This window comes from Streptomyces sp. NBC_00597, from assembly GCF_041431095.1.
Classification (GTDB): Bacteria; Actinomycetota; Actinomycetes; order Streptomycetales; family Streptomycetaceae; genus Streptomyces.
This window is the reverse complement of sequence record NZ_CP107757.1, coordinates 1,670,732-1,694,590: the sequence shown is the minus strand read 5'-3', so window position 1 is coordinate 1,694,590 and position 23,859 is coordinate 1,670,732. Positions and strand designations below refer to the sequence as shown.

General features: G+C 73.1%; 22 protein-coding genes. 13 read left to right on the top strand and 9 right to left on the bottom strand.

Annotated elements, in window-relative coordinates:
- Positions 1-40 precede the first annotated feature (40 nt).
- From OG974_RS07250 to OG974_RS07230, 5 genes are all read left to right on the top strand, one after another.
- Positions 41-718, top strand: coding sequence for a response regulator transcription factor (locus OG974_RS07250; RefSeq protein WP_327281814.1), 678 nt, complete (start codon positions 41-43; stop codon positions 716-718).
- Positions 719-800: 82 nt separating this feature from the next.
- Positions 801-2,174 carry an ATP-binding protein gene (locus OG974_RS07245; RefSeq protein WP_371646755.1) on the top strand — a complete coding sequence of 458 codons (1,374 nt, stop codon included), beginning with the start codon at positions 801-803 and terminating at the stop codon, positions 2,172-2,174.
- Positions 2,175-2,318: 144 nt separating this feature from the next.
- Entirely contained in the window at positions 2,319-2,546 is a 228-nt protein-coding gene (locus tag OG974_RS07240; RefSeq protein WP_327281812.1) for a hypothetical protein, read from the top strand.
- Positions 2,543-3,469, top strand: a complete 927-nt coding sequence (locus tag OG974_RS07235; protein ID WP_327281811.1) for a sigma-70 family RNA polymerase sigma factor — start codon at positions 2,543-2,545, stop codon at positions 3,467-3,469. The genes OG974_RS07240 and OG974_RS07235 overlap by 4 nt, the downstream gene beginning before the upstream one ends.
- The gene (locus tag OG974_RS07230) at positions 3,453-4,271 is read left to right on the top strand and encodes a hypothetical protein (protein ID WP_328761684.1); all 819 of its coding nucleotides are present in this window, start codon (positions 3,453-3,455) and stop codon (positions 4,269-4,271) included. Before OG974_RS07235 ends, OG974_RS07230 begins: the two co-directional genes overlap by 17 nt.
- On the opposite strand, the gene OG974_RS07225 is transcribed toward OG974_RS07230, so the two are convergent.
- Complete coding sequence (locus OG974_RS07225) at positions 4,264-4,740, bottom strand: hypothetical protein (protein WP_328761682.1); 477 nt, start codon at positions 4,738-4,740, stop codon at positions 4,264-4,266. The genes OG974_RS07230 and OG974_RS07225 overlap by 8 nt on opposite strands.
- A gap of 148 nt (positions 4,741-4,888) precedes the next feature.
- Between OG974_RS07225 and OG974_RS07220 the strand changes: the two genes are divergently transcribed.
- Genes OG974_RS07220 through OG974_RS07205 form a run of 4 tightly spaced genes read left to right on the top strand, consistent with a single transcriptional unit; the run spans position 4,889 to position 8,031 of the window.
- Positions 4,889-5,326, top strand: a complete 438-nt coding sequence (locus OG974_RS07220) for a GntR family transcriptional regulator (RefSeq protein WP_327281808.1) — start codon at positions 4,889-4,891, stop codon at positions 5,324-5,326.
- Positions 5,323-6,282, top strand: a complete 960-nt coding sequence (locus OG974_RS07215) for an ABC transporter ATP-binding protein (protein ID WP_328761680.1) — start codon at positions 5,323-5,325, stop codon at positions 6,280-6,282. The genes OG974_RS07220 and OG974_RS07215 overlap by 4 nt, the downstream gene beginning before the upstream one ends.
- Entirely contained in the window at positions 6,279-7,223 is a 945-nt protein-coding gene (locus OG974_RS07210) for an ABC transporter permease subunit (protein ID WP_371645854.1), read from the top strand. Before OG974_RS07215 ends, OG974_RS07210 begins: the two co-directional genes overlap by 4 nt.
- A 34-nt stretch (positions 7,224-7,257) precedes the next feature.
- Positions 7,258-8,031, top strand: a complete 774-nt coding sequence (locus tag OG974_RS07205) for a class I SAM-dependent methyltransferase (RefSeq protein WP_328761678.1) — start codon at positions 7,258-7,260, stop codon at positions 8,029-8,031.
- Positions 8,032-8,079: 48 nt separating this feature from the next.
- Here the strand turns inward: OG974_RS07205 and OG974_RS07200 are convergent, their stop codons facing one another.
- The 4 genes from OG974_RS07200 to OG974_RS07185 form a co-directional block, all read right to left on the bottom strand.
- On the bottom strand, positions 8,080-9,384 hold the full coding sequence (locus OG974_RS07200) for a serine hydrolase domain-containing protein (protein WP_328761677.1): 1,305 nt from the start codon (positions 9,382-9,384) through the stop codon (positions 8,080-8,082).
- Positions 9,385-9,498: 114 nt separating this feature from the next.
- Entirely contained in the window at positions 9,499-10,341 is an 843-nt protein-coding gene (locus OG974_RS07195; RefSeq protein WP_371645852.1) for an NlpC/P60 family protein, read from the bottom strand.
- 178 nt (positions 10,342-10,519) lie between these two features.
- Complete coding sequence (locus OG974_RS07190) at positions 10,520-14,404, bottom strand: helix-turn-helix domain-containing protein (protein ID WP_371645850.1); 3,885 nt, start codon at positions 14,402-14,404, stop codon at positions 10,520-10,522.
- Positions 14,405-14,580: 176 nt separating this feature from the next.
- Positions 14,581-14,946 (bottom strand): hypothetical protein, encoded by a 366-nt coding sequence (locus OG974_RS07185; protein WP_327285987.1) that lies wholly within the window; start codon positions 14,944-14,946, stop codon positions 14,581-14,583.
- A gap of 348 nt (positions 14,947-15,294) precedes the next feature.
- Between OG974_RS07185 and OG974_RS07180 the strand changes: the two genes are divergently transcribed.
- Positions 15,295-17,397 (top strand): SpoIIE family protein phosphatase, encoded by a 2,103-nt coding sequence (locus tag OG974_RS07180; RefSeq protein WP_371645848.1) that lies wholly within the window; start codon positions 15,295-15,297, stop codon positions 17,395-17,397.
- Positions 17,398-17,467: 70 nt separating this feature from the next.
- Positions 17,468-18,484, top strand: coding sequence for an endonuclease/exonuclease/phosphatase family protein (locus OG974_RS07175; RefSeq protein WP_371645846.1), 1,017 nt, complete (start codon positions 17,468-17,470; stop codon positions 18,482-18,484).
- Positions 18,485-18,486: 2 nt separating this feature from the next.
- Here OG974_RS07175 and OG974_RS07170 read toward each other — a convergent pair whose 3' ends face one another.
- Entirely contained in the window at positions 18,487-19,362 is an 876-nt protein-coding gene (locus tag OG974_RS07170; protein WP_371645844.1) for a RimK family alpha-L-glutamate ligase, read from the bottom strand.
- An 85-nt stretch (positions 19,363-19,447) separates the two neighbouring features.
- Positions 19,448-19,891, bottom strand: coding sequence for a nuclear transport factor 2 family protein (locus tag OG974_RS07165; RefSeq protein WP_327281798.1), 444 nt, complete (start codon positions 19,889-19,891; stop codon positions 19,448-19,450).
- 116 nt (positions 19,892-20,007) lie between these two features.
- On the opposite strand from OG974_RS07165, the gene OG974_RS07160 reads away from it, so the two are divergent.
- Positions 20,008-20,577: a PadR family transcriptional regulator gene (locus tag OG974_RS07160; protein WP_327281797.1), complete on the top strand. Its 570-nt coding sequence runs from the start codon at positions 20,008-20,010 to the stop codon at positions 20,575-20,577.
- Complete coding sequence (locus OG974_RS07155; RefSeq protein WP_329312688.1) at positions 20,564-21,355, top strand: SGNH/GDSL hydrolase family protein; 792 nt, start codon at positions 20,564-20,566, stop codon at positions 21,353-21,355. The genes OG974_RS07160 and OG974_RS07155 overlap by 14 nt, the downstream gene beginning before the upstream one ends.
- 28 nt (positions 21,356-21,383) lie before the next feature.
- Here the strand turns inward: OG974_RS07155 and OG974_RS07150 are convergent, their stop codons facing one another.
- Positions 21,384-22,655, bottom strand: a complete 1,272-nt coding sequence (locus OG974_RS07150; RefSeq protein ID WP_327281795.1) for a low temperature requirement protein A — start codon at positions 22,653-22,655, stop codon at positions 21,384-21,386.
- A gap of 172 nt (positions 22,656-22,827) precedes the next feature.
- Positions 22,828-23,523 carry an aspartate/glutamate racemase family protein gene (locus tag OG974_RS07145; RefSeq protein WP_371645842.1) on the bottom strand — a complete coding sequence of 232 codons (696 nt, stop codon included), beginning with the start codon at positions 23,521-23,523 and terminating at the stop codon, positions 22,828-22,830.
- Positions 23,524-23,859 lie beyond the last annotated feature (336 nt).

Sequence of the window (23,859 nt, the reverse complement as noted above, 5' to 3'; positions counted from 1 at the left end):
CTTCAGCAAGCCGCCCGAGCGACCTGAGAACCTTGTCCCCATGCGCGTACTGGTGGTCGAGGACGAAAGGCGGCTCGCCGCTGCCCTCCAGCGGGGTCTGCAGGCCGAGGGCTTCTCCGTGGACGTCGCCCACGACGGCCCGCAGGGCCTGTGGCTGGCCACCGAGCACGACTACGACGCCATCGTGCTCGACATCATGCTGCCGGGCCTCAACGGCTACCGGGTCTGCAGCCGGCTGCGTGCGAGCGGCTGCGAGTCGGGGATCTTGATGCTCACCGCCAAGGACGGCGAGTACGACGAGGCGGAAGCCCTCGACACCGGCGCGGACGACTTCCTCTCCAAGCCCTTCTCCTACGTGGTCCTGGTCGCCCGGCTGCGCGCCCTCATCCGGCGCACCGGCCGGCGCAGACCGCAGATCATGGAGTTCGGGGATCTGGTGATCGACCCGGCAGGTCAGCGGTGCACGCGCGCCGGGATCGAGGCCCGGCTGACCTCGCGCGAGTTCGCGGTCCTCGTCCACCTGGCCCGGCGGGCCGGGGAGGTCGTACCGAAACGGGAGATACTGGAGAACGTCTGGGACGCGGCCTACGAGGGCGACCTCAACGTCGTCGAGGTCCATGTCAGCGCCCTGCGCCGGAAGATCGACGCACCGTTCGGCCGGGCCGCGGTGGAGACCGTCCGCGGCGCGGGCTACCGGCTGGCGGCCGACGGTGGCTGAACCGCAGAACGGCACCGCCGCCCGGTCCCCCGTCCGCGCCGCCCTGCGCGTTCCCGGCCGGATCCGCGGCCTCGCGCGGCGCCTGCGCCCCCGGTCCGTCCGCGCCCGGGCCACGCTCGGCGCCTCCACGGTGGTGGCCCTGGCCCTCGGAGCCGCCTCCTTCGCCCTGCTCGGCGTCCTCGACGGCAACCTGATGCGCAACGCCCAGGCCGACGCCGAGCGGCAGGCGCTGTCCACCGCCGGGCTGGTCGCCGCGGGCCGGGTCGACACCGTACTGACCCCCGGGCGCGGCACCGACTTCGTCCAGGTCGTCGACGAGCAGGGTCGGGTCCTCGCGGCGAGCCCCAACCTCGCCGGCCGCCCGGCCCTCTCCCCGGCCCGCCCGGGCAAACCCGGCACGGTCCGCGGCACCTGGAAGGACGGCCCCGCGCGCGGCGACCGCCGCCACCGCGTCGTGCAGGTCACCACCGTCACCTCGGAGGGACTGGTCACCGTCTACGCGGGGACCTCCCTGCGGGAGGCCGACACCGCCGACGACGTCATCACCGGTGCGCTCGTCGTCGTGGTGCCGCTCCTCGTGCTCACGGTGGCCCTGGTCACGTGGCGGGTGACCGGCTGGGCGCTGCGGCCCGTCGAGGCGATCCGCGCCGAGGTCGCCGCGATCAGCGACCGCGATCTGCACCGCCGGGTGCCGGTGCCGCGCAGTCAGGACGAGATCGCCCGGCTCGCCGTCACCATGAACACCACCCTGGACCGGCTCGAAGCCGCCGGGATCCGCCAGCGGCAGTTCATAGCCGACGCCTCGCACGAGCTCCGCAGCCCGATCACGGTGCTGCGCACCCAGTTGGAGGTCGCGCAGGCCCATCCCGATCCGGCGCTGTGGGGCGAGTTGGTCAGTGGGGCCCTGGAGGACACCGTACGGCTGCAGGACCTCGCCGCCGATCTGCTCCTGCTGGCCCGCCTGGACACCGGGGAGCCGCCGCCAGCCGCCGCGGTGGACCTGGCCGACGTCGCCCGCGAGGCCGCCGGATCGCGCCGGCAGGACCGGATCCCCGTCGACATGGAGATCGTTCCCGAGGCCGTCGTGCGCGGCAGCACGCTGTGGCTGTCCCGGCTCGTGACCAACCTGCTGGACAACGCCCAGCGCCACGCCGAGCGGCGGGTCCGGCTCGTCCTGCGCGTCGACGGGGCCCGGTGCACCGCCGTACTGGAGGTCCGCGACGACGGGCCGGGCATCCCGACCGCGGACCGGGAGCGGGTCTTCGAGCGGTTCACCCGCCTCGACGACGCCCGCAGCCGCGACGAGGGCGGTACGGGCCTGGGCCTGGCCATAGCCCGTGACATCGCCACCCGCCTGGGCGGCTCCCTCACGGTCGAGGACGCCCCGGCCGGCGCCCGCTTGGTGGCGCGCCTGCCGCTGGACCGCGCCCGTACAGAGGCGGGCACGCGGTTGTGATTGTTCCCCGTTCTGCTTTTTTCGCACCTGTCCATCTCTGTTCACTCCATGCTTGCTTCGGCTCTTGAAGGGGGGCGTCGAAAACGCCAGGAGCCGGATCCCGGACAGACACCAACAAGGCGCAAGCAGCCAGAGGACGGCGCGATGAAGAACAACCGGATGATCGTCACCGTGGTGGCGCTCTTAGCGATCTTCGCATTCAGTGTGGTGATGGTGGTGGCGGGACAGCCCGTCGCAGCCGTCACCGCGCTGATCCCGTCGGCCGCGCTGGGCGTGCAGCAGATCGTGCAGGCGGGCACCGGGGTGGCCGAGAGCCGCCGGGAGCGGTCCACCGCTCAGGTGCCCGACCGGGACGAGGAGCCGCGGGGATGAACCTCCACTCGGCACCACAGGACGTCCCGCAGGGCCGCAGCGGCAAAGCGGGCCGCCGGTTGGGACCCATCGCCGAAGGCACCGGGCCGGCGCACCGCGCCTGGCTGGAGCCGCTGCGCGACGCCGTGCACGGAAGGGGAGTGACCCTGGACGAGCTCCAGGCGCGCACCGGCCGCCCCAAAGGACACATCTCCGAGTTGCTGCGGGCCGTCGGCCGCTACCCCCGCTGGGTCTTCGTCCGTACCGTGCTCCTCGCGCTGGACCGGCCCGGCCTGCCCTACGACGCGATGCGGCTGCGCTGGGTGCTCGCGGCCCGGGACGTCGGCAAGCGCACCTCGTGGATCAAGGACTGCCTCCACGAGGGCGGCGCCCGCCACCGCACCGCGACCGCCTCGGTCCCGCTGGACTTCCTGGCCTTCCAGCAGATGCACCGCCCGCACTACACCCGCTACGCCTCGGCGTTCCTGCGCCGCCCCGGCCTCTCGAAGAAGGCGGTCGACGACGTCTTCACGCTGCTGCTGATGCTGTGGCACGACGCCCTCGCCAGTGAGAACCCCGAGCGCTTCGCCTGGCCGATGCTGCGCCAGACCGTGCTCGAACGCGCCCCGAAGGAGAACGGCCGCCCCTCCCTCGTCGAGGCGGCCTTCGACACGGTCGCCCTTGACCTCGCCCCTGACCCTGTGCGCCAGGTCGAGGAGTCCATGGCCCTGTTCCGGGCCGTCGGGGGGCTCGCGCCCGTGCAGCGCGACGTCGTGGTCCTGCTGTACCTGTGCGGAATGGAGGACACCCGGGCGGCGGACGAACTGGGCGTCTCCCTCGCCTCCGTACGGTCCACCGCACGGCACGCCAAGCGCAACCTGCACGCCGCCCTGTACCCGCACGGCACCACCGAGGAGGGGGTCTCCGGTGACCTCGACCATTGACCAGCTGCTGGCCCGCGCCCGGCTCCACACCGCCCCGTACGCGCCCGCCGACATCGCCGACACCGGCGGCGCACCCCACCCACAGGGCGCACGGGGGCCCGGTGCGGCGGCCGGCGAACCGCAGAGGGACAGGCGGGGAGCCGCTCGCGACCTCCAGGCCCTGTGCGAGACGGCCGTCACGCGCACCGCCGTCGTCGGGCTGGGCGACTTCCTCACCCACAAGCTGCCCCAGCCCTCGGGGGCCCGCGTCCTCGGTTGCATCCTGCTGCTGACCGACGCGGAGGACTCGGCCCGCTTCTGGTGGCAGTACGCCGCCGGCGCAGGGGACTCGATCGCCTCGTACTGCCTGTACCTGCACCACCTCGCCCTGGGGGAGAACCACGAAGCCGTCTGGTGGCGGAGCCAGAGCGCGCCGCCCGCCCCCCGGCACGAGGCGGACGCACTGGACGAGCCGGACACCCCGGATGCGGCTGACGTGGCTGACGTGCCCGACGTGGCCACGGTGGTCTTCGAGGGCGCCGCCCGGGACCTCGCCGCCGATGCGAGCCTGCCCACCACCCTGCGCGTCCTGCGGGCGCTGCGGCCCGGCGGGACCGGGGCCAGGCGCGGCTCCGGCACCGTCAAAGCCGTCATGGAGTACGTCTCCGCCGCCGTCAGCTACGTCGACGACGACCTTGAACTCCCCCTGCCGGACCCGGACTTCACCGACCGGATCCGCGCACTGACGGCCGCGGCCGCCCGGCCGCCGCGGCCGGGCCGACGCACCCCGCCCCGGCTCCCGGCCCGGCTGCGGGCTACTTGACCAGGAAGGAGCAGCCCTTAGGGTTCTTGCCGCCCTCGTTGTCGGCGACCTTCTTGCCGTCCACCGTGATGGTGCACGGGGCCTGCTTGAGCGAGCCGTCGGCGGCCTTCACCGAACCCGGGAGGACGTTCACCAGGTAGCCCACCTTCTGCTCCGCGCCGGTGAGTTCGATCGTCTCCGTCTTCTTCCACGGCAGGGTCTGCTCCTCGAACCCGGTGCTGTCGGCGTGGTACATGACCTGCGTCCGGCCCTGGCCCTCGACCTCCAGGGTCACCTCGTGCGTCGCCCCGCCCTTCACTCCGCCGGCGGCGCCGGCCGAGGCCGAGGGGCTCTGCGCGGCCGACGGCTTCGCGCTGTCGGCGCTCGGCGAGGCCTTCGCCTTCCCGTCCCCGTTCCCGCTGTCGCTTCCGCACCCCGTCAGCAGCGCCGCCGCGACGAGCAGGGCCGCTCCGGTAACCGTCTTGCGCATGTTCCCCGTTCCTTGCTTCCCGTGCTCTCGGTGACGGGATTTCGACGTCCGGAGATCCAACCACACCGAGTCGCGGGCCAGTGATTTGACGGACCGTAACCCTTCCCTGCATCATTCCACTAAGGCATTAGTGGAATGAGGCAGACGCATGATCGAGTTTCAGGTGGACCGGCACAGCGGTGTCGCCACGTACCTGCAGCTCGTCAACCAGGTCAAACAGGCGCTCAGGCTGGGCGTACTGGAACCGGGGGACCGGCTGCCGACCGCCAGGGCCGTGGTGGAGGCCACCGCCATCAACCCCAACACCGTGCTGAAGGCCTACCGCGAGCTGGAGCGCGAGGGGCTCGTCGAACCACGCCCGGGTCAGGGCACGTTCGTCACCCGCTCGCTCTCCCGCCCCGAGGCCGCGGCCGATTCGCCACTGCGCGGCGACCTCGTCGCGTGGATGACGCGGGCGCACGACGCGGGGCTGGGGCGCGAGGACGTCCTGGCGCTCGTCGAGGCGGCGCTCGTCGAGGCGGCGCAGGCGCGGACGGGCTCCGCGCAGGCCGGCACAGAACGACCGTCACGAGAGGACACCACGTGAACGACCCGACCGCCGAACCGGCGCTCCGGGCAACAGGGCTGGGGCAGCGGTTCCGGGAGAACCGGGCCCTGCACGACTGCGAGTTCGAGCTGCCGGCCGGCAGGATCTCGGCGCTCGTCGGCCCCAACGGGGCCGGCAAGAGCACCCTTTTCCACCTCATGGCCGGCCTGCTGCGACCGACCAGCGGGGAGATACGCGTCTTCGGCGCAGTCCCCGGCAGCCGGGCCGCACGCACCCGGACGGCGTTCGTCAGCCAGGACAAGCCGCTCTACCCGCAGTTCACCGTCGCCGACGTGCTGACCGTGGGCCGCAGGCTCAACCCCCGCCGCTGGGACCAGGCGAAGGCCGAGCGCATCGTGGACGACGGCCGGATCTCGCTGAAGACCCGGATCGGCACCCTCTCCGGAGGCAAACGCACCCGAGTCGCCCTGGCCCTGGCCCTCGGCAAACAGGCCGACCTGCTCCTCCTGGACGAGCCGCTCGCCGACCTCGATCCGCTCGTCCGCCACGAGATGACCGGGCTGCTCATGGCGGAGGCCGCCGACCGGGGGATCACGGTCGTGATCTCCTCGCACGTCCTGCCCGAGCTGGAGAACGTCTGCGACCACGTCCTGCTCCTCCAGGACGGACGGATCCGCCTCGCCGGCGACACCCAGGACCTGCGCGAGGCGTACACCCGGCTCACAGGCCGCGCCGACCCCGACACCCCGGACGGCCTGCCGCGCGGAGCCGACCGCGACGCCGTCGTCCACGCCACCACCAGGGGCCGCCACTTGACCGCGCTGATCCGCAACGCGCCCGGCTCCTCCCGCCCTTCGGGCGCCGACGAGCGTTGGATCACCTCAACGCCCTCCCTCGAAGAGCTGCTGCTCGCGCACCTGCGCTCCGGGGCTCCCGGCGCCCCGCCCGCCACGGCCGCCCCCGCGTCCGCCGACGGGGCGGAGGTCGCGGCATGACCGGCACCCTCTGGCTCGCCTGGCGCCAGCAGCGCCTGCTCGTCCTCACCGGAGCCCTGCTCGTCACGCTCTGCACGATCTGGGTCGCCCTGCGGCGGGCGGACCTGATCGGGGCCATCGACGGCTACGACCTCTCACAGTGCAAGGGATGGAACGGCACCTGTCCGCCCGAGGCGTACGGGGCCATGTCCGAGAGCAACACGGGCATCCGGATCCTGGGCGCCATCGGCCTCGCCCTTCCGGCGGCCATCGGCATGTTCTGGGGAGCCCCGCTCATCGGTCGAGAGCTGGAGAGCGGCACGATCAAGGTCGTCCTCACCCAGAACACCGGCGTCCGCAGCTGGTTCGCCGCCCGGTTCGGCCTCGCGGCGCTGAGCACCGTCCTCGTCTCGACCGCCGTCGCCGGTCTCATCGCCTGGTGGTGGGCGCCGATCTCCAACATGATCGACGGCGTCTACTGGTACGACCCGTACGTCCTGGGCGCCTCCGGCCCCTCGGCCGTGGCCGGGGCCCTGTTCGCGCTCGCCGCCGGTACCGCGATCGGCCTGCTGGTCCGCCGCACCCTCCCGGCGATGGGCGTGACCCTCGCCCTGGTTCTCGGCACGGCCGCCGTACTGACCTTCTTCCACCGGGACTTCGTGGCCCCCATCGACCGGACCACCCCCGGGATGACGCCCAAGCAGCTCATCGGCAGTGCCTGGTCCGCGGGATACCGCTACCTCACCCCCGACGGGCGCCAGCACCCGCTGGAGAACTGCGAGTTCTCCGGTGAACAACTGCGCCGCTGCATGGACGAGCACGGCTTCGTGGGCCGGGTCCACAAGGTCTACCCCAGCTCGGACTTCTGGACCTTCCAGGCGATCGACACGACGGTCTACCTCCTCCTCGCCCTGGCCCTCGTCACCCTGACGGCCGGCCTGCTGCGCCGCCGCCTCGGCTGAGCGCCCCCCACCGCTCCTTCCGGAGGAACCTCCCTTGGCAACCAAGAAGAACCTCGTCGCCAACCGCACCACCCTCACCCACAAGGTCCGCTACGCGGCGCGCAACCCCGCACGCATCGGCCCGTACGTCCGCCGGGCCGCCCGCGACAGCTGGCTGCGGCTCAAGCACCCCGACCACGTCGGCTACTACCGCGCGGTCATGGCCTCCGACACCGCGCGCAACCCCGAGGCCGCCGTCGGCAGTCAGACCCACGAACGCTGGCTGGCCCTCGGCAAGATGCAGTTCGACTACCTCGTGGAGCACGGCCTCGCCCCGCACCACACCATGCTCGACATCGGCTGCGGCAACCTCCGCGCGGGCTGGCGGTTCATCGAGCACCTCGACCCCGGCCACTACTACGGGATCGACATCTCGCCCGACATCCTCATATCCGCCAAGCAGACGCTGGCCCGCCAGGAACTCCAGGGCAAGCTGCCGCACCTCACCCTCACCCAGGACCTCACGCTGGACTTCCTGCCCGACGCGTACTTCGACGTCGTGCACGCCCACAGCGTGTTCTCCCACTCGCCGATCGAAATCATCGACGAATGCCTCGCGCACGTCGGGCGGATCCTGGCTCCGGGCGGCCACTTCGACTTCACCTTCGACCGCACGGAGGGCTCCGAACACCAGGTCCTGCGGGAGGACTTCTACTACCGCACCCAGACGTTGGTCGACCTCGCGTCCCGGCACGGCCTGAAGGCCCGCTTCATGGACGACTGGGAGCGGTTCGGTCACGGCCAGTCCAAGATCCGCGTCACCGCCTGAAGCGGGGTGCCGCCCGGCGCGGAGCACCGGGCGGCACCTGCCCTTCGGTCAGCGCGAGCCGTGCTCCGGGAGGTCCTGCTCGGCCGGGGCCGCGGTCAGGGGCGGGACCAGCGCGAAGCTGCGCTTGGCGGTGGGGGCCGTCGGCCCCTTCTTCCCGCAGAACGCGCCTTCGAGCGTGCCGCCCAGGGCCGTGTTCGCGGCGCCCCTGTTCGAGGTGTTCGCCACCGCGGCGAGGCTGCGCTTCCCGTCGCGGGTCGCGAAGGCGTACGTGTAGAAGCCCTGCACGGTGCCCGTGTGCCCGTACACCGAGGTACCGCACGACAGGTCGTAGCGGCGCAGGCCCAGACCGTAGAAGCGGGTGTTCGTGGTGTCGGTCGGGGTCACGTTGAGCATGGCGTCCAGCATGGCGGGCGCCAGCAGCTTGCCGCCCAGCAGTGCGGACATGAAGGTGTTCAGATCGGCCGCGCTCGAAATCATCGCGCCGGCGGACTGGGCCCAGGAGACCGTCTGCTCGGTGGAGTCCACCAGCGGCGCCTCGGCCTCGTCCGGGGTGAGGTAGCCGTGGAGGTGCGCACCCTTGATCTTGGTGGAGGGGTGCACGTACGAGGTGTTCTTCAGCTTCAGGGGCTTGATGATGCGGGTGTCGTACTCCTTGGCCACGCCGTGCCCGGTGGCCTTCTCGATGAGCATGCCGACGACCACGAAATTGGTGTTGGAGTAGTTGTACGAGACGCCCGGCTCGGTCGTGCGCGGCTCGCGCAGCGAGAGGGCGACCAGCTCCTGGTAGGTGAAGACCTTGTTCCGTACGGCCTCGAAGCCGGGCACGGTCTTGTCGAACATGACGTTCGTGTAGTCCGCCAACCCGCTGCGGTGGGTGAGCAGGTGACGCACCGTGATCCGGTCGTCCGGCAGCAGACCGGGCAGGTACTGGTTGACCGGGGCGTCCAGGCTCAGCTTCCCCTCGTTCACCAGCTGGAGCAGGACGACGCTGGAGAACGTCTTGGTGACGCTGCCGATCCGGAAACGGCCGTTCAGGTCCATGGCCGCACCCGTGGTCCGGTCCTGCACGCCCACCGCGCTGGTCAGCGGCGCGCCGGAACCGGTGATGCGGACCATGGCTCCGGGCGCCCCCGCCGCGGTGGTGTTCTTCAACGCCTGCGTCACGGCTTCGAGATCGGGCGTCGGCGCGGGTGCGGGCGCGGGTGCAGGCGCAGCGGTCCGTGCGGCGGGACCGGCGAAGGGGCTCGCGGCCGCGTGGGCGGCAGTAGCCGGCACCACACCGGCCACCACGGCGAGCAGGGCGGCGCTGAGAGTCAGGCGACGGTCGAGAGGCAGGCGCACGTAGTTCCTCAACTAAGAGATGGTGGAAAGGGTTTCGCGGCCGCGGACCCATCGCCGCAAAAGCGATCAAGTCCGCGGCCTGCGATCGTACGTGCTGGTAGGGCGGGGTCCGATCCGCCTACCGCCTCAGGAGGTGCACGTAGGGACGTTTTCCAGCCACGCGGCGCCCTGGACGTAGATGTTGGTGACCCAGGCCCCGTAGTCGGGCAGATAGGACCACGCGTCGTTGGTGTAGCCGTCGGACGTGACCTCCTCCGCGTGCTTCTGGCACTCGACGCGGATCGTCGTCGGCCCCGGGAAGGCGTAGACCCGGGCGGCCGCGGTGGACGGCTCGGCCTTGGTCCAGACGCCGGTGCCCCAAGTCCGGAACACGTGCCCGGTCACCGGCCCCGGGTCGATCCGCACCGCGCCGTAGTAACCGCCGCCCAGCCGGACGTCGCTGACCATCAGTTTCGTACCGGACTGCCGGGCCTCCGCCATCTTGCCCGCACCCAGGTAGACCGCGATGTGGTGCAGGTCCCGGGAGGTGCCCCACACCAGCAGGTCTCCGGGGAGCAGCGGGGCCGTGCCCCGGGCCGCGGTGAAGCGTTCGGCCGCGTGGTGCGTGTAGTACTGGGCGCTCGCGTCCCCGTTCAGGATGTCTGAGCCGGTGGCCTGGGCGTAGGCGTGGCGCACCAGCCCCGAGCAGTCGAATCCGAGCCGCTCGGGATCGTGTTCGCTGGCCGGATCTGTGGGGTCCACCTGCCCGTACGTCGGGCCTGGCTGCGCACCGTGGCCGCCGCCCCACGTGTACCAGACGTCGGCCGAGACCTGGGCGCAGGCGGCGTCGACCGCCCGCTCGGCGGCGGCGGACGCCCCCGGGGCCAGGACCCGGCACGAACCGTCGGCGGCCGACGCCGATGCGGGGCTCCACAGGAGGCAGACCAGGAGTGCGATGAGTGTGCCGATGAGACCGGACCGGCGAAGCATGCGGGATCCTCGATTCTCGTAGCCGTGGGTGGGGGCGCGGGGTGGGAGCGGGGTGTGAGGGGGCGATAGGGGGGAAGTGCTGCTGAACGAGCCTGCGGGCCCCGGCGCGCCCGCGTCGAGGCTCCGGCGTCACCCCACCGGGACGGGCAACGGGAAACCCCCGGGAAACCCCCGCCCGTCAGGGCCGTTCCGCCGCGCGCAGCCGGCCGATCTCCGCCAGCCGCGCTCCGGCGTCGGGGTTCCACAGCCGTACGGTGCCGTCGTTGCTGCTGCTGGCCACGGTCCGCCCGTCGGGGGAGAAGACCACGCCCCACACCGCGCTGGTGTGACCCGTCAGGGCGGCCCGCAGCCGCTGCCCGGCCACGTCCCACAACCGCACCGTACGGTCGTTGCCGCTACTGGCGAGCGTCCGCCCGTCGGGGGAGAACGCGACGGCGCGGGCGGAGCCGGTGTGCCCGGTCAGTACGGCTCCGGCCTCGAACCGCCGGGCGTCCCACAGCCGTACGTTGCCGTCGTTGCCGCTGCTGGCCAGCGTCCGGCCGTCCGGGGCGAAGGCGAGGGCCCGGACCGCGCCCGCATGGTCGGTGAGCGTGGCCAGCTGCCGCCGCCCGGCCACGTCCCACAGACGTACCGTCAGATCGTCGCCGGCGCTCGCCAGCGTGCGGCCGTCCGGGCTGAACGCGACGTCGTTCGCGAAGTCCGTATGGCCCGTGAGCGTGTCCACCGCGGTACGGGACGCCACGTCCCACAGCCGGACCGTACGGTCGGAACCGGCCGAGGCCAGCATCCGCCCATCGGGCGAGAAGGCCACCGAGAACACGGTCCCGTCGTGACCGGTGAGCGTGCCCAGGGCCGTACGGGACGCCACGTCCCACAGCCGGACCGTGCCGTCGGAGCCCGCCGAGGCCAGTGTCCGCCCGTCCGGGGAGAACGCCACCGAGAACACCGTCTCCGTGTGACCCGGGAACGTCGCCGCCACCCGCCGCCCGGCCACGTCCCAGAGCAGGACCGTGTGATCGGCGTCCGCGGTGGCCAACAGCCTCCCGTCCGGGCTGTACGCGGCGTGCCAGATCTCGGTGAACGGGCGCGGGGCCAGCACCGGTCCGCGCAGGTCCCAGAGCACCACCGACTGGTCGAAGGCCGCGGTGGCCAGCATCGTCCCGCCGGAGTCCACCGCGACCGCGAGCACGTAGTCGGTGTGCCCGGACAGCGTCGAGGCCAGCCGGCCGCTGCGCACGTCCCACAGGCGGGTGGTGCCGTCTCCGCCCGCGCTGATGACCGTAGCGGCGTCCGGGGTGAAGGCGACCGCGTTGACGTCGTCGTTGTGCCCCGTCAGCGTCGCCGTCGTACGCTGTTCGGCCACGTCCCACAGCCGCACGGTCCGGTCGGCGCCCCCGGAGGCCACCGTCCGCCCGTCCGGCGCGAACGCCACCCCCAGCACCTCGCCGGTGTGTCCTCGAAGTTCGCCGAGCGGGCGGGCCGCCACCGGATCCCACAGCCGTACGGTCCGGTCGTCGCCCGCCGACACCAGCGTCCGGCCGTCCGGCGCGTACGCCAGGGCGTTGACGCGCCCGGTGTGGCCGGCCAGCACCGCGACCGGAGCCCCGCCGCCCGCGGGATCCCACAGTCCGACCGTCCCGTCGGCGCCCGCCACGGCGAGCGCGTGCCCGTCGGGGGCGAAGGCCACGGCCCGCGCGTCCGTCGTCTGGGCGGGGAGCACCGCGATGCCGTGTCCGTCCGTGCCCCACAGCCGTACCGGACCGTCCGTGGACGTCGCCGCGAGGCTCCGACCGTCGGGGGCGAACGCGACCGCGCGCACCCGGCCCGGCATGGTCAGGGCCACCGTGGTCCGCCGGTCCTCGACCCGCCGCAGCAGCACCTTCCCGTCGGAACCGGCGCTCGCCAGCAGCTTGTTCCCCGGGGCGAACGCCACCGCGTTCACGGGACCGCTGTGCCCGCCCAACCGGGCGAGGAACGGCTGGGCCTGCGTACTCAGCAGGGCGCCCCGCGCCTCGGGCGTCGCCGCGGTGCGGTACGCCTCCTCGGCCAGCCGCATCGAGGCCTCGGGCTGGCCGGCGGCGAGGGACGTCGACTGCACGGCGAGGGCCTGCGAACGGGCGGTGCGCTCCTGGCCGAGGGCGCCCTCCCGCTGCCGGTACGCCAGTGCCCCGGCGGTCAGGGCCAGGGCCAGCAGGACGACGAGCATGGCCAGCATCCGCTGCTGCAGCCGGACCTGACGCCGGGCCCCGGCCCGGCGGGCGTCCTCCGCGGCCCTGCTCGCGCGGAGGAAGGCCGCCTCCGCGGCGCCGAGCCGGCTCCTGCCGTCCGGCTCGCCGGCCCAGGCCCGGGCGCCCTCCAGCCGGGTACCGCGGTACAGGGCGGACGGATCGCGGCCCTCGCGCTCCCACTCCTCGGCCGCACGTGCCAGTTGCCGGTGGACCAGCAGCCCGTCCCGGTCGGCGTCGATCCAGCCGCGCAGCCGCGGCCAGGCGTGCAGCAGGGCCTCGTGAGTGATTTCCACGGTGTCGCTGTCCAACGTGATCAGCCGCGCCCGGACGAAGGCGTCGAGGGCCGCCTCGGCCCGGTCCGCAGCGGAGAACCTCTCCATCAACACGGTCCGGCCCGTGCGCCGCCGTGTCGCCCCGGCGTCGTCGGCGACATGGACCAGCGCCACCAGGATCCGCCGGATCGTCCGCTGCTCGGCCGGGTACAGGCGGGCGAACGCGCTCTCGGCGGTGTGCGCGACCGCGCCCTGGATGCCGCCCGTGTCCTCGTACCCCGCCACCGTCAGCGTGGCTCCCTCGCGCCGCTGCCAGGTTGCCATCAGCGCGTGCGACACCAGCGGCAGCGCACCGGACGGCGTGTCACCGGGCCCGGCCGCGGGGGCGGCCGTTCCGGGCTCCGCGCGCAGGCCCGCGTCCCGCAGCAGCAGCGGGACCAGCCCCGGTTCGAGGGTGAGCCCGGCGAGTTCCGCCGGGCGGGTGATCGACTCGCGCAGCTCCGCCACGGACATCGGGGGGAGGACGAACAGCCCGTCGGTGAGGACCGGGGCCAGCTCGGGCAGGTCGAGGCAGCTGCCGGTGAAGTCGGCCCGTACGCCGAGCACCACGACGGCCGGGTCGTGCGCCCGTGGCCCGGGTCCCGCGGCGGCCAGGGCGCACAGGACGCGGACGAAGCCGCGCCGCTCGTCCTCGTCGGAGCAGAGGGTGAAGAGTTCCTCGAACTGGTCGACGATCAGAACCGGCCGGACGGTGGGCCGCCCTCCCTCTCCGGCCCCCGCCGGGGTGTCGTCCGCGAGGCCGTGGACGGCTTCGAGCAGCAACTCCGGCCGGGCGCGCAACTCCCGTACGGTGATGCCCGGATCGCCGCCGAGTGCCTTCGCGGTGCAGTCCAGCAGCTCTTGGAGCGGATGGGCGGTCGGGGTGAACCGGACGACCGGCCACCCGTCGGCGCCCGCCATCGGGAAGCCTCCGGTGCGCCGCAGGGCCGGTACGAGACCGGCGCTGAGCAGGGACGACTTGCCGGCGCCCGACCGGCCGACGAGCATCAGCGGGCCGCTGCCGATCCGTTCGAAGACCCGCTCGGCGAGGGCGGCCGTCACCCCTTCGCGGCCGAAGTACCAGCCCGCGTCGCGCGGGGTGAACGCGGCGAGGCCGCGGTAGGGGCACTCGCCCGCCGACTGCGGTCCGTGCGACGGCCCATGCGACGGCCCATGCGACGGCCCGGAATCCGCGCCGGAACCCGACCGGGCCCGCGGGACTTCCGGATCCGGGACCAGCTGCAAGAGGGCGCCCCCGGCCTCCAACACCCGGTCGCAGCGCAGCGCGACGTCGTGGGTGACGCGCTTGGCACCGGTCTCGATCTTGCTCAGGTAGCCCTTGCTGTAGTGCGTCCGGCGGGCCAGATCGGCCAGTGACAGGCCGCGTTGCACCCGCAGCCGCCGCAACTGGACGGGAAAGGACGCGACGGAGCGCTCGGCGGCCCCAGTGGCGCCGTCGGCTCTGTCGGCCTCGGGTGAATCGTGCTGGTGATCGGCGTTGCGTCCGCGGTTCGGGTTCCCCACGGCATCCCCCATGGCACAGCGAGCCCAGGTCGTGAGATGGAAGGTCCCAGGCTACCGCGGGGGTCGGACGGCGCAGCGCGCGTCGGTCCCCGCGCGGCGGGAAACGCGCGAGCACGGAAGCCTCCCGGAGCCGCCGGGGGAGCGGCGGATCCGGGAAGCTGCGAACGGGTGCTCGGTTACGGACGGTTGAGGGTGATCGAGTTGATCGGACCGAGGTCGGCGTAGACACCCGCCCCCTCGGCGATGGGAGACCCGCAGCCCGCACCGTTGGAGCCGGTGCACAGGCTCGCGCTCGCCCCGCCGTACTGGTTGTTCAGGACCCAGTGGTTGCCGTACTGGTTGCTCAGGTTGTGGGCTCCGTAGCTGTAGAAGATCTGGCTCGGCTTGACGGCCGGGTTCTGGTTCTGCGGGTAGATGCAGACCGCCCCGTACGGACAACCGGCCCAGTCGTCGGCGGGCTTGGCGTCGGCCGCGCCGCCCAGTGCCACGACGGCCGCTGCGGCGGTGGCGAGCGCGGCGGCGCCGCGGATCATCTTGCGCATCATGTCCCCCTGTTGGGTTGCCTCGGTGATGTCGACGTGTTGACGACTTCAGCCTTGCCCCGCCGCCGCAAGTGGTCGACGGGTTTCCTGTTGCCCACTCGGAGGGCGGACCGGGAAACCGCCCCCGACCTGCCCGGCCGGCCGCGCGAGGTCAACCCGGCGGAGGCCGCGCAGACCGGCGCCCGGCCCGCCACCGCGGGCCGTCACCGGTGGTCACCGGCCGGCTCCCGTGCGCCGCCGTGATGTCCTCCTTTGCGATCGCGGGCAGAATTGAGGGGGCAGCCCGTGTCCGCCGTGCGGGCGCCGGTCAGCCACGCGCGCCAGGCGTGCGCAGAAGGGGGCCCGCCGATGCCATCGGAACGGCTGGGGGGCGCGCCGGATCCCGGCCCGATCCGGTCCGAACCGGGGTCCTTGCTGGAGCACGTGGTGGTGGCCGTCTTCGGCTTCGACGACGAGGACCGCATCTGTTATTGGGGCCCCGGCGCACACAACCTCTTCGGCCACGAGGCGGCGTCGGTGCTGACCCGGCCCGCCGCGCAGCTCTTCCCCGAACTGACCCCCGGCGAGGAGCCCGGCGCGGCCGCGCACCTCGCGGAGCGGGCCCGGACCCTCGGCTACTGGCGCGTACGGCTGCCCGCGCTCCACCGGGACGGCAGCGTGTTCGACTGCGGTTTCCGGGTCTTCCCGATGACCGGGGCCTCAGGGGCCTCCGTGGTCATCGGTCTGGCGAGCCGGGGCGACGAACTCGACCGGGTGAAGACGAACCTGTCGTTCCTCGACGCCCTCTTCGAGACGTGCCCGATCGGCCTGGTCATGCTGGACGAGGAGCTGCGCTACGTCCACCTCAACCAAGCCCTGGCCGACATGGACGGCGTCCCGCTCGACGCACACCTGGGCCTCCGGATGGCGGACATCATGATCACCACGGACGGCGGGGAGTACCAGCGCATGCTGCGGAGCGTGGCCCACGAGGGCCGGACCGTGGTCGGCACCCTCGTGGGGCTGCGCACACCCGGTCACCCCGACCGCGACCAGGTCCGCTCCGTCAGCTTCTTCCCGCTCAGCGGCACCGGCGACACGCGGCGCGGCGTGGGCGGACTGCTGCTGGACGTCACCGACCGCGAGCGGGCCATCCTGGAGGCGACGGCAGCCCGGCAGCGCCTCGCCCTGCTCGACCGGGCCGCGGCCCGCATCGGCACCACCTTGGACCTGAACACCACCGCACGGGAGCTGGTCGAGGCGGTGGTCCCGGAATTCTGCGACGCCAGCGTCGTCGAACTCGTCGAGTGGATGGACGAGACCGAGGACTTCGATCCGGCGCTGCCCGTAACCACCCGCCGGATCGCCTCCGGCACGACCCTCGCCGAGCCCGCCGTCGAGCTCGTGAGCGGCCTGGAGCGGGTCACGTACCCGCCGGGATCCAACATCCACCAGATGCTCAGCACGGGTCGCCCCCTCTGTTTCACGGTCGACGAGGACTTCGTGACCCGGACCGTCGTGCACCAGCAGCGCGCCCAGCTGCTGCTGGACAGCGGCCTGGCCTGCATCCTCATGGCACCGCTCATCGCCCGCGGCACGGTGCAGGGCATCGCCATGTTCGGCCGCTCCGCCACCCGCCCGGCCTTCGCCGAGGAGGACCTCGGGCTCGCCGGCGAGCTGGCCTCCCGGGCCGCCCTGTGCCTGGACAACGCCCGGCTGTACGGCAAGGTCCAGGACATTGCGCTCACCCTCCAGCGGGCCCTGCTGCCGAGCGCCCCCGCGGCGGGCCCGTACGTGGACATCAGCCACCGCTACCTGCCCGGAAGCCGCGCCGCAGAGGTCGGCGGCGACTGGTACGACGCGATCGCCCTGCCCGGCGACCGGGTGGCCCTTGTCGTCGGCGACGTGATGGGACACGGCGTACCTGCCGCAGCGGCCATGGGCCGGCTGCGGATCACCGCGAAGACGCTCGCCCGCAACACCCCGGAGCCCGAAGCCCTGCTCGAAGAACTCGACGCCTGCGCCCAGGAGGCCGGCATCGAGTGGGCGACCTGCCTGTACCTGCTCTACGACCCCCACACCGGCCGCGCCCGCATCGCCAACGCCGGGCACCCGCCGCCCCTGGTACGGCACCGGGACGGGAGCGTGCACACCGTCGGCGACGAGCCCGGCGTCCCGCTCGGAGTGGGCGGCGTACCGTACCGGTCGGTCGAGGTCGAACTTCCCGAGGGCGCCGTCGTGGCCCTGTACACCGACGGCCTCATCGAGGCCCGCGGCCAGGACATCGACACCGGCATGGACGCGTTGCGCGACCAGCTGCGCGCACCGCTGGGCTCGCTGGAGGAGGCGGCCGACCGCATCCTCGCCAACCTGCTGCCCGAGACGGCGACCGACGACACGGTCCTCGTCCTCGCCCGGCTCAGCGCCGTTCCCGGCCGCGCGCCTGCCGGGCCGACCGGGCCGGTGACCTGAGCGGGAACCGGACCGTCGCGCGGGGCGTCGTCGTACGGGCGAGGTCGTGCGGTCGGTCCCGCTGTGGGGGATGCCGAGCCGGTCGGGGGAGCAGGGGCGCGTGGGCGAGCGGTGGTCGTGGGGGTGGCCCGGGCAGGGGTCTTGGCGGTGGTCGTGGCGCGGGCGGGGGCGCGTGCCCGCCGGGCTCGCGGTCCTCGTCGCCTGCCTGCTGGTCTTCCACGGCGCGGTGCCCGACGTGCCGGGCCGCCCCGGCAGCCTGCTGGAGACGTTCCTGCCCTGGCTCGGCCTGGCCGTCCCGGTCCTCGCGGCACTGGCGCTGCTGCGCCGTTCCGCCGTGGCCGGGTGCGCGGTGCTGCTGCCCGCCGCGGCCTGGCTGGGCCTGTTCGGCGGCTTCCTGCTCCCCGGCGACGACCGGGCACCCGATCTCCTCGCCGTCCAGCACAACGTCAGCGACGAGAACCCCGATCCGGCGGGCACCGCGCGCGCCCTGGCCGGGACGGGGGCCGATCTCATCGCGCTGGAGGAGCTGACGCCCACCGCCCTGCCGGCCTACGCGGCGGGTCTGGCGCCCCGGTACCCCCACCACGCGGTGGAGGGCACGGTCGGACTCTGGTCGAAGCACCCGCTGGCGCAGGTGCGGCCGGTGGACATCAGGCCGTCGGGCGTGGGGGAGGGCTGGAACCGCGGACTGCGGGCCACCGCCCGTACGCCGCACGGCGAGGTCGCCGTGTACGTGGCGCACCTGCCCTCGGTACGCCTCGGCCCGGCGCACGGGTTCGGTTCCGTACGGCGCGACGAGAGCGCGCACCTGCTCGGTGCCGCGATCGCCGCGGAGCCGGCCGGGCCGCTGATCCTGCTCGGGGACCTCAACGCCACCGTGGACGACCGGGGGCTGGACCCGGTCGCCTCGCGGCTGGACCCGCCGGGCCCGGACTTCGCGTTCAGCTGGCCCGCGTCGCTGCCGCTGGCCCGGATCGACCAGGTCATGACCCGCTCGGCGAGCGTCACGCGGGTCCGGTCGCTGCCCGCGACGGGCAGCGACCACCTGCCGGTGGCCGCACGCATCAGGTGGCCCGGCTCCCGCTGAGCTCAGCCGGCGGTGGCGCGTTCCTGGACGAGGTCGGTGAAGCGCCGCAGCCCGTGCTCGCCGTGGCCCATGAAGAGGTTGGGTTCCACGAGCTCCAGTTCCATCACGACCGGCGACCCGTCGTCCGCCGACGCGACGTCGACCCGCGCGTACAGCGGGGCCCCCGCCCCGGGGACGGCCGCCAGCGCGGCCCCGGCCAGGGCCAGTTCGGCCGCGGACGGCCGGTGCGGCACCAGATCCGGATGCGGTACGCGGTCGTTGTCCACCACTCCGACGTCAGTGAGCACCGGCCCCTTGCGGATCGCGTGGCTGAACGTGCCGCCGAGGAAGACGAGGGCCCGTTCGCCCTCGTCGATCCGGGTCAGGTACGGCTGCACCATCGCGGTCGATCCGCCCGCGTGGAGGGCCGCGATGTGTCCGGCCGCCAGGCCGTGGTGGTGCTCCGCGTACCGCGCGGTGTCGCGCGCACCGGCCGAGACGGTCGGCTTGACGACGAACTGGCCGTGCGCGGGCAGGGCGACGGCCTCGCCGGGGGCGATGAACCGGGTCGGTACGACGGGGACACCGCCGGCCGCGAGCTCCCCGAGGTACCGCTTGTCGGCGTTCCAGCGCAGCAGCCCGGCCGGATTGTCGAGCCGCGTCACGCCTTGTACCGCGTCGGCCCAGGCCAGGTACTCCGGCCACCGCTCCGGGTAGCCCCAGGTGGACCGGATGACCACGGCTGCGCACCCCGACCAGTCGAAGTCCGGGGCGTCCCAGGCCGCCGCCACCGCATCGACACCGCGGGCACGCAGCGCTTCGAGCATCAGCGGCAGGTCGGCGTCCCAGGCCAGTCCCATGTCCGACGTGGCCAGCGCCACTCGGGTGGTGACGGTCATCCGCGGTTCCCCCTCCCGGCGCCCGCGGTGCCCGCGGGCGCGCTGCGCGGCCGGTTCCCGCTGGCCCCGGCCTCTCGGCCGCAGCCTAACGAGCCGCGGACCCCTCGGCCGGTGCCGGGGCCAGGCCGTCGGCGACCAGCCCGGCGAGCACCGCCTCGCCCAGGGCGTGCACCGCGGACTGGGGCCTGACCATCACCGTGAACTCCTTGATCCGGCCGTCGTCGGCGAGGTGCAGCAGGTCGATGCCGTGGATCGCCTTGCCGTTCACCGTCGCCCGGAACAGCAGGATCTGCGACGGGGAGACGGCGCCGTCGACGCTCGTCTCGGCGCTGCCCGCGTACTGCCCGACGTAACGGAAGTCCTCGAAGGTGCGCAGCAGCACCCCGAAGAGCCCCAGGACCATCGGTCGGCCCTCGAACGGGGTGAACTTCACGGGGCTGTACAGGCGTACGTCCTCGGTGAACAGGTCCTCCAGGGCGGCGAGGTCACGGCTGTCGACGGCGGCGCGGAATCGGTCTGCTGCGGTCACGGCTTCTCCCTGATGTTCGACTATCGCTACTCATCAATGTGACTAGTCAGATTCTTGAGTATCATGCGCAGGGTGTCCGTGCACAGGGGCGGCAGCGACGAGGAGGAGGCGATCCGATGGCTTTGCGCCACGCCGTACTGGCGGCGCTGCTGGACGGGGAACTGAGCGGGTACCAACTGGCCAAGGCCTTCGACCTCGGCGTGGCGAACTTCTGGCACGCGCTCCCGCAGCAGCTCTACGCCGAACTGACCCGGCTGGAGAAGGACGGGCTGGTCACGGGCCGCGAAGTGGTCCAGGACGGCCGGCCCAACAAGCGCCTGTTCACCGTCACCGACGCGGGCCTCGCCGAGCTGGAGCAGTTCACCGCCTCAGCCGCCAAGCCCTCCTCCATCCGCGACGACCTCGTCGTCAAGGTCCAGGCCGCCGACCACGTCGACACCGCGACCCTCATCGACCGGCTCACCGAACGCGCCGCGTTCGCCCGGGCCAAGGCCGAGCTGTTCGGCGGCCTGCTGCGCACCATGCGCGGCGACCGCACCGAGGAGGACTTCCTGCGGTACGGCGAGCGCGTCGGCCCCTACCTGACCTGCCTGCGCGGTCTCGCCTTCGAGCAGGGCAACCGCGACTGGTGCGAGCGCACGATCGCGGTCCTGCGGGAGCGGGAGGCGGCCCGTGCCGGACGCTGAGCACCCCTACCGGTACCTGCGGTACGTCGCCCTGGGTGACAGCCAGACCGAAGGCGTCGGCGACGGTGACGACACCACCGGCCTGCGCGGGCTCGCCGACCGCCTCGCCGAACACCTGGCGGTCCACAGCCCCGGCCTGCGGTACGCCAACCTGGCCGTCCGGGGCAAGCTGGCCGGGCAGGTCCGCGCCGAGCAGCTCGGCCCCGCCCTCGCCCTGCGCCCCGACCTGGCCACCGTGGTCGCCGGGGTCAACGACGTACTGCGGCCGCGGTTCGACGCCGACGAGGTCGCCGGCCACCTGGAGGCGGTGTTCGGCGCGCTCACCGCCCAGGGCGTCCGCGTCGCCACGCTGACCTTCCCGGACCTCGCGCGGATCACCACGCTCGCCCGCCCGCTGGCCCCGCGCGTGACCGCCCTCAACGACCGGATCCGCACGGCGGCCCACCGCCACGGCGTGGTCCTCGTCGAAACGGGACACCATCCGGTGGTCACCGACGCCCGCCTGTGGAGCGCGGACCGGCTGCACGCAGGCCCGCTCGGCCACGAACGGATCGCCGCCTCGCTCGCCCACGCCCTCGGCCTGCCGGGCAGCGACGACTCCTGGACGCACCCGCTGCCGCCCGACCCGGCGGCCCCGTCCACCCTCGCCGCCGAACTGCGCTGGGCCGCCGCGTTCCTCGGCCCGTGGCTGGGCAGACGCTTGCGCGGGCGTTCCTCCGGCGACTCCCGTACGGCCAAGCGCCCGGACCTCCTCCCCGTGACGCCGGCCCTCCCGTAGCCGCTCCGCAACGGCTCCGGCGCGCGGGTCAGGGCCGCGGTGCGGCCGCCGTCCCGAGCCGGTGGCGGAGCATCCTGCGCGCGTAGAGCAGGTGCGCGATCGGCTCGGCGGCCAGGAGCATGACGACCAGCCAGGGCGTCAGGTGGCCGGCGGCCCACACGACGAGCAGCGGAAAGCCGATACCGGGAACGGCCCACACGGCGACCGAGGCCGGCGAACGCCCGTAGCGCAGCGCGATGCCGGCGTGGGCCGCGTGGTAGAGGGCCAGGCCGCCGGCGAGGGCCCACACCGCACCGGTCGGAAGACGGGCGTGGTCGGCCTCCTCGACGGCGGTGGCCAGGCCCGCGGCCATGCACAGGACGCCCGCGGTCACGAAGAAGTGCAGGAAGCCGTCGACGTCCCGGGCGAGAAGGTAGGCCTGGCGGTCATCGGCCTTGGCGAGCATCAGCTCGGCCGAGGTCGAGCCGAAGTCGAAGTACGACCACCAGAGCGCCGCGAGCAGCACGAACCCGAGGACGCCGACGACCCCGGCCCGCGGCGTCCAGGCATGGTCGGCGGAGGTCACCAGCGCGATCACGGATTCGCCGAGCACGATGATGACGAACAACCCGACGCGCTCGACGATGTGCCCGGTGTCCAGCCGGCCGGGGAGCCCGCGGCCGCGCGCCGTGAGCAGCAGCGCCATCTCGGCCGCGATGAGCACGGCCCACACCGCGTACTGCCACGGTGCGGGCACCGCCGCGGAGGCGGCCCACAACAGACCGGACGCCAGGCAGTAGCTCAGGGGTCGCCAGCGCGGGACGCGTTGGGGTTCGGGGTACCGGGTGGCCGGCCACCACAGTCCGAGCAGCACCAGCCGGGTCCCGGCGTACCCGAGGGCGTAGACGGAGCCGCGGTCCGTGTCGGCCTCAGGTACGGCGCACGCCATGACGGCGATGCAGAGCATGGCCGACAGCATGAGCAGCCTGCGGCGGGCGCTGTTGTCGACGAACAGGTTCGTCGAGACCAGCAGGTTGATCCACAGCCACCAGGGCGGGAAGTAGAGTCCGAGGAAGACGGCGAAGTCGCGCAGGTCGGGGTCACCGTGGAGCCGGTGCGAGAGCTGGGCGGCGAGGGCGACGAAGACCAGGTCGAAGAAGAGTTCGAGCCAGTCGGCGTGGCGGCCCTCGCCCTCCGCTGCGTGCTCGTCCGCGTGGCCGTCCGCCGCCTGGCCGTCCGGGCCCGCGCCCGACTGAGGTGTGCCCATGGCTCCGCCCGGGTCCGTGCCGCCGCCTTCGCGGCCTGCTTCTTCGTACGGCATCACGGTAGGGCTGGTCGAGGGCGCGTGACGCGGCGAGGGGGCCGACTCCGCGACGGGGACCCCGTCCCGATCGGATTCCCCGGAGCCGGCCGATCCGCGCGGCGGCCAGGTCGCGCGGGAAATGGCGGGACGGACCGGCTGGGTCCGTACGTCGACGGATCCCCGCCCACCGCTACGTGGCCGACAGCGCCGCCTCGACCGCGGCTTCGGCGTGGATCCGTGCGGTGGGGAAGACCGGCACGGGGCTGTCCGGGGCGCCGATCAGCAGCTCGATCTCGGTGCAGCCGAGGATGATCCCCTGGGCGCCGGCGGCCACGAGATCTGCGATGACCTCCTGGTAGGCGGCGCGCGACTGCTCGCGGACGATGCCCAGGCACAGCTCCTCGTAGATCACCCGGTGGACGAGTGCGCGCCCGTCGGCGTCCGGGACGCACACCTCCAGTCCGGCCGTCGAGAGTCGGCCACGGTAGAACTCCTGTTCCATCGTGAACGCGGTGCCCAGCAGGCCGACACGGGTCAGGCCGGCCGTCTTCACGGCATCGGCCGTTGCATCGGCGAGGTGCAGCAGAGGTACCGAGATGGCCGCCTGGACGTGGCCGGCGACCTTGTGCATGGTGTTCGTGCAGATGAGCACGAGGTCCGCGCCGGCGGCTTCCAGTCGCCGGGCCGCCGCCGCGAGCAGTTCGCCGGCTTGCGCCCACCGGCCCTCGGCCTGGAGCTGCTCGATCTCCGCGAAGTCCACGGAGTACAGCACGCAGCGGGCCGAATGCAGGCCCCCGAGCCGGTCGCGGGTGAGTTCGTTCAGCAGCCGGTAGTACTCGGCGGACGACTCCCAGCTCATTCCGCCGAGCAATCCGATCGTCTTCATAAGCGGATACAGTAGCATCCCTTGTCATCCATAAGGATGACTTTGAGTTCTTGTCTCCCGTCTCCTGTAGGCGCCCGCCGCCTGCGCCCGGTTTCCCGGGGAGCCGGCGGCGGGCGCGCGTGTCAGGACTCTGCGGACCCTTCCCGCATGACGTTCTGGAAGGCAGTCATACACGCCATGCAGTGGTGGTCCGTTTCGGCGCTGCCACCCGACTGGAGGGGGCGGCCGCAGAGGGTGGCCCGGCGGTCCCGGGCGACGACGTGCCATACGAGGCCAGGCCCTGAGGCCGCCTCACCGACCTGCATTTCATACATGAGAGTGCTCCATGTGGTGGAC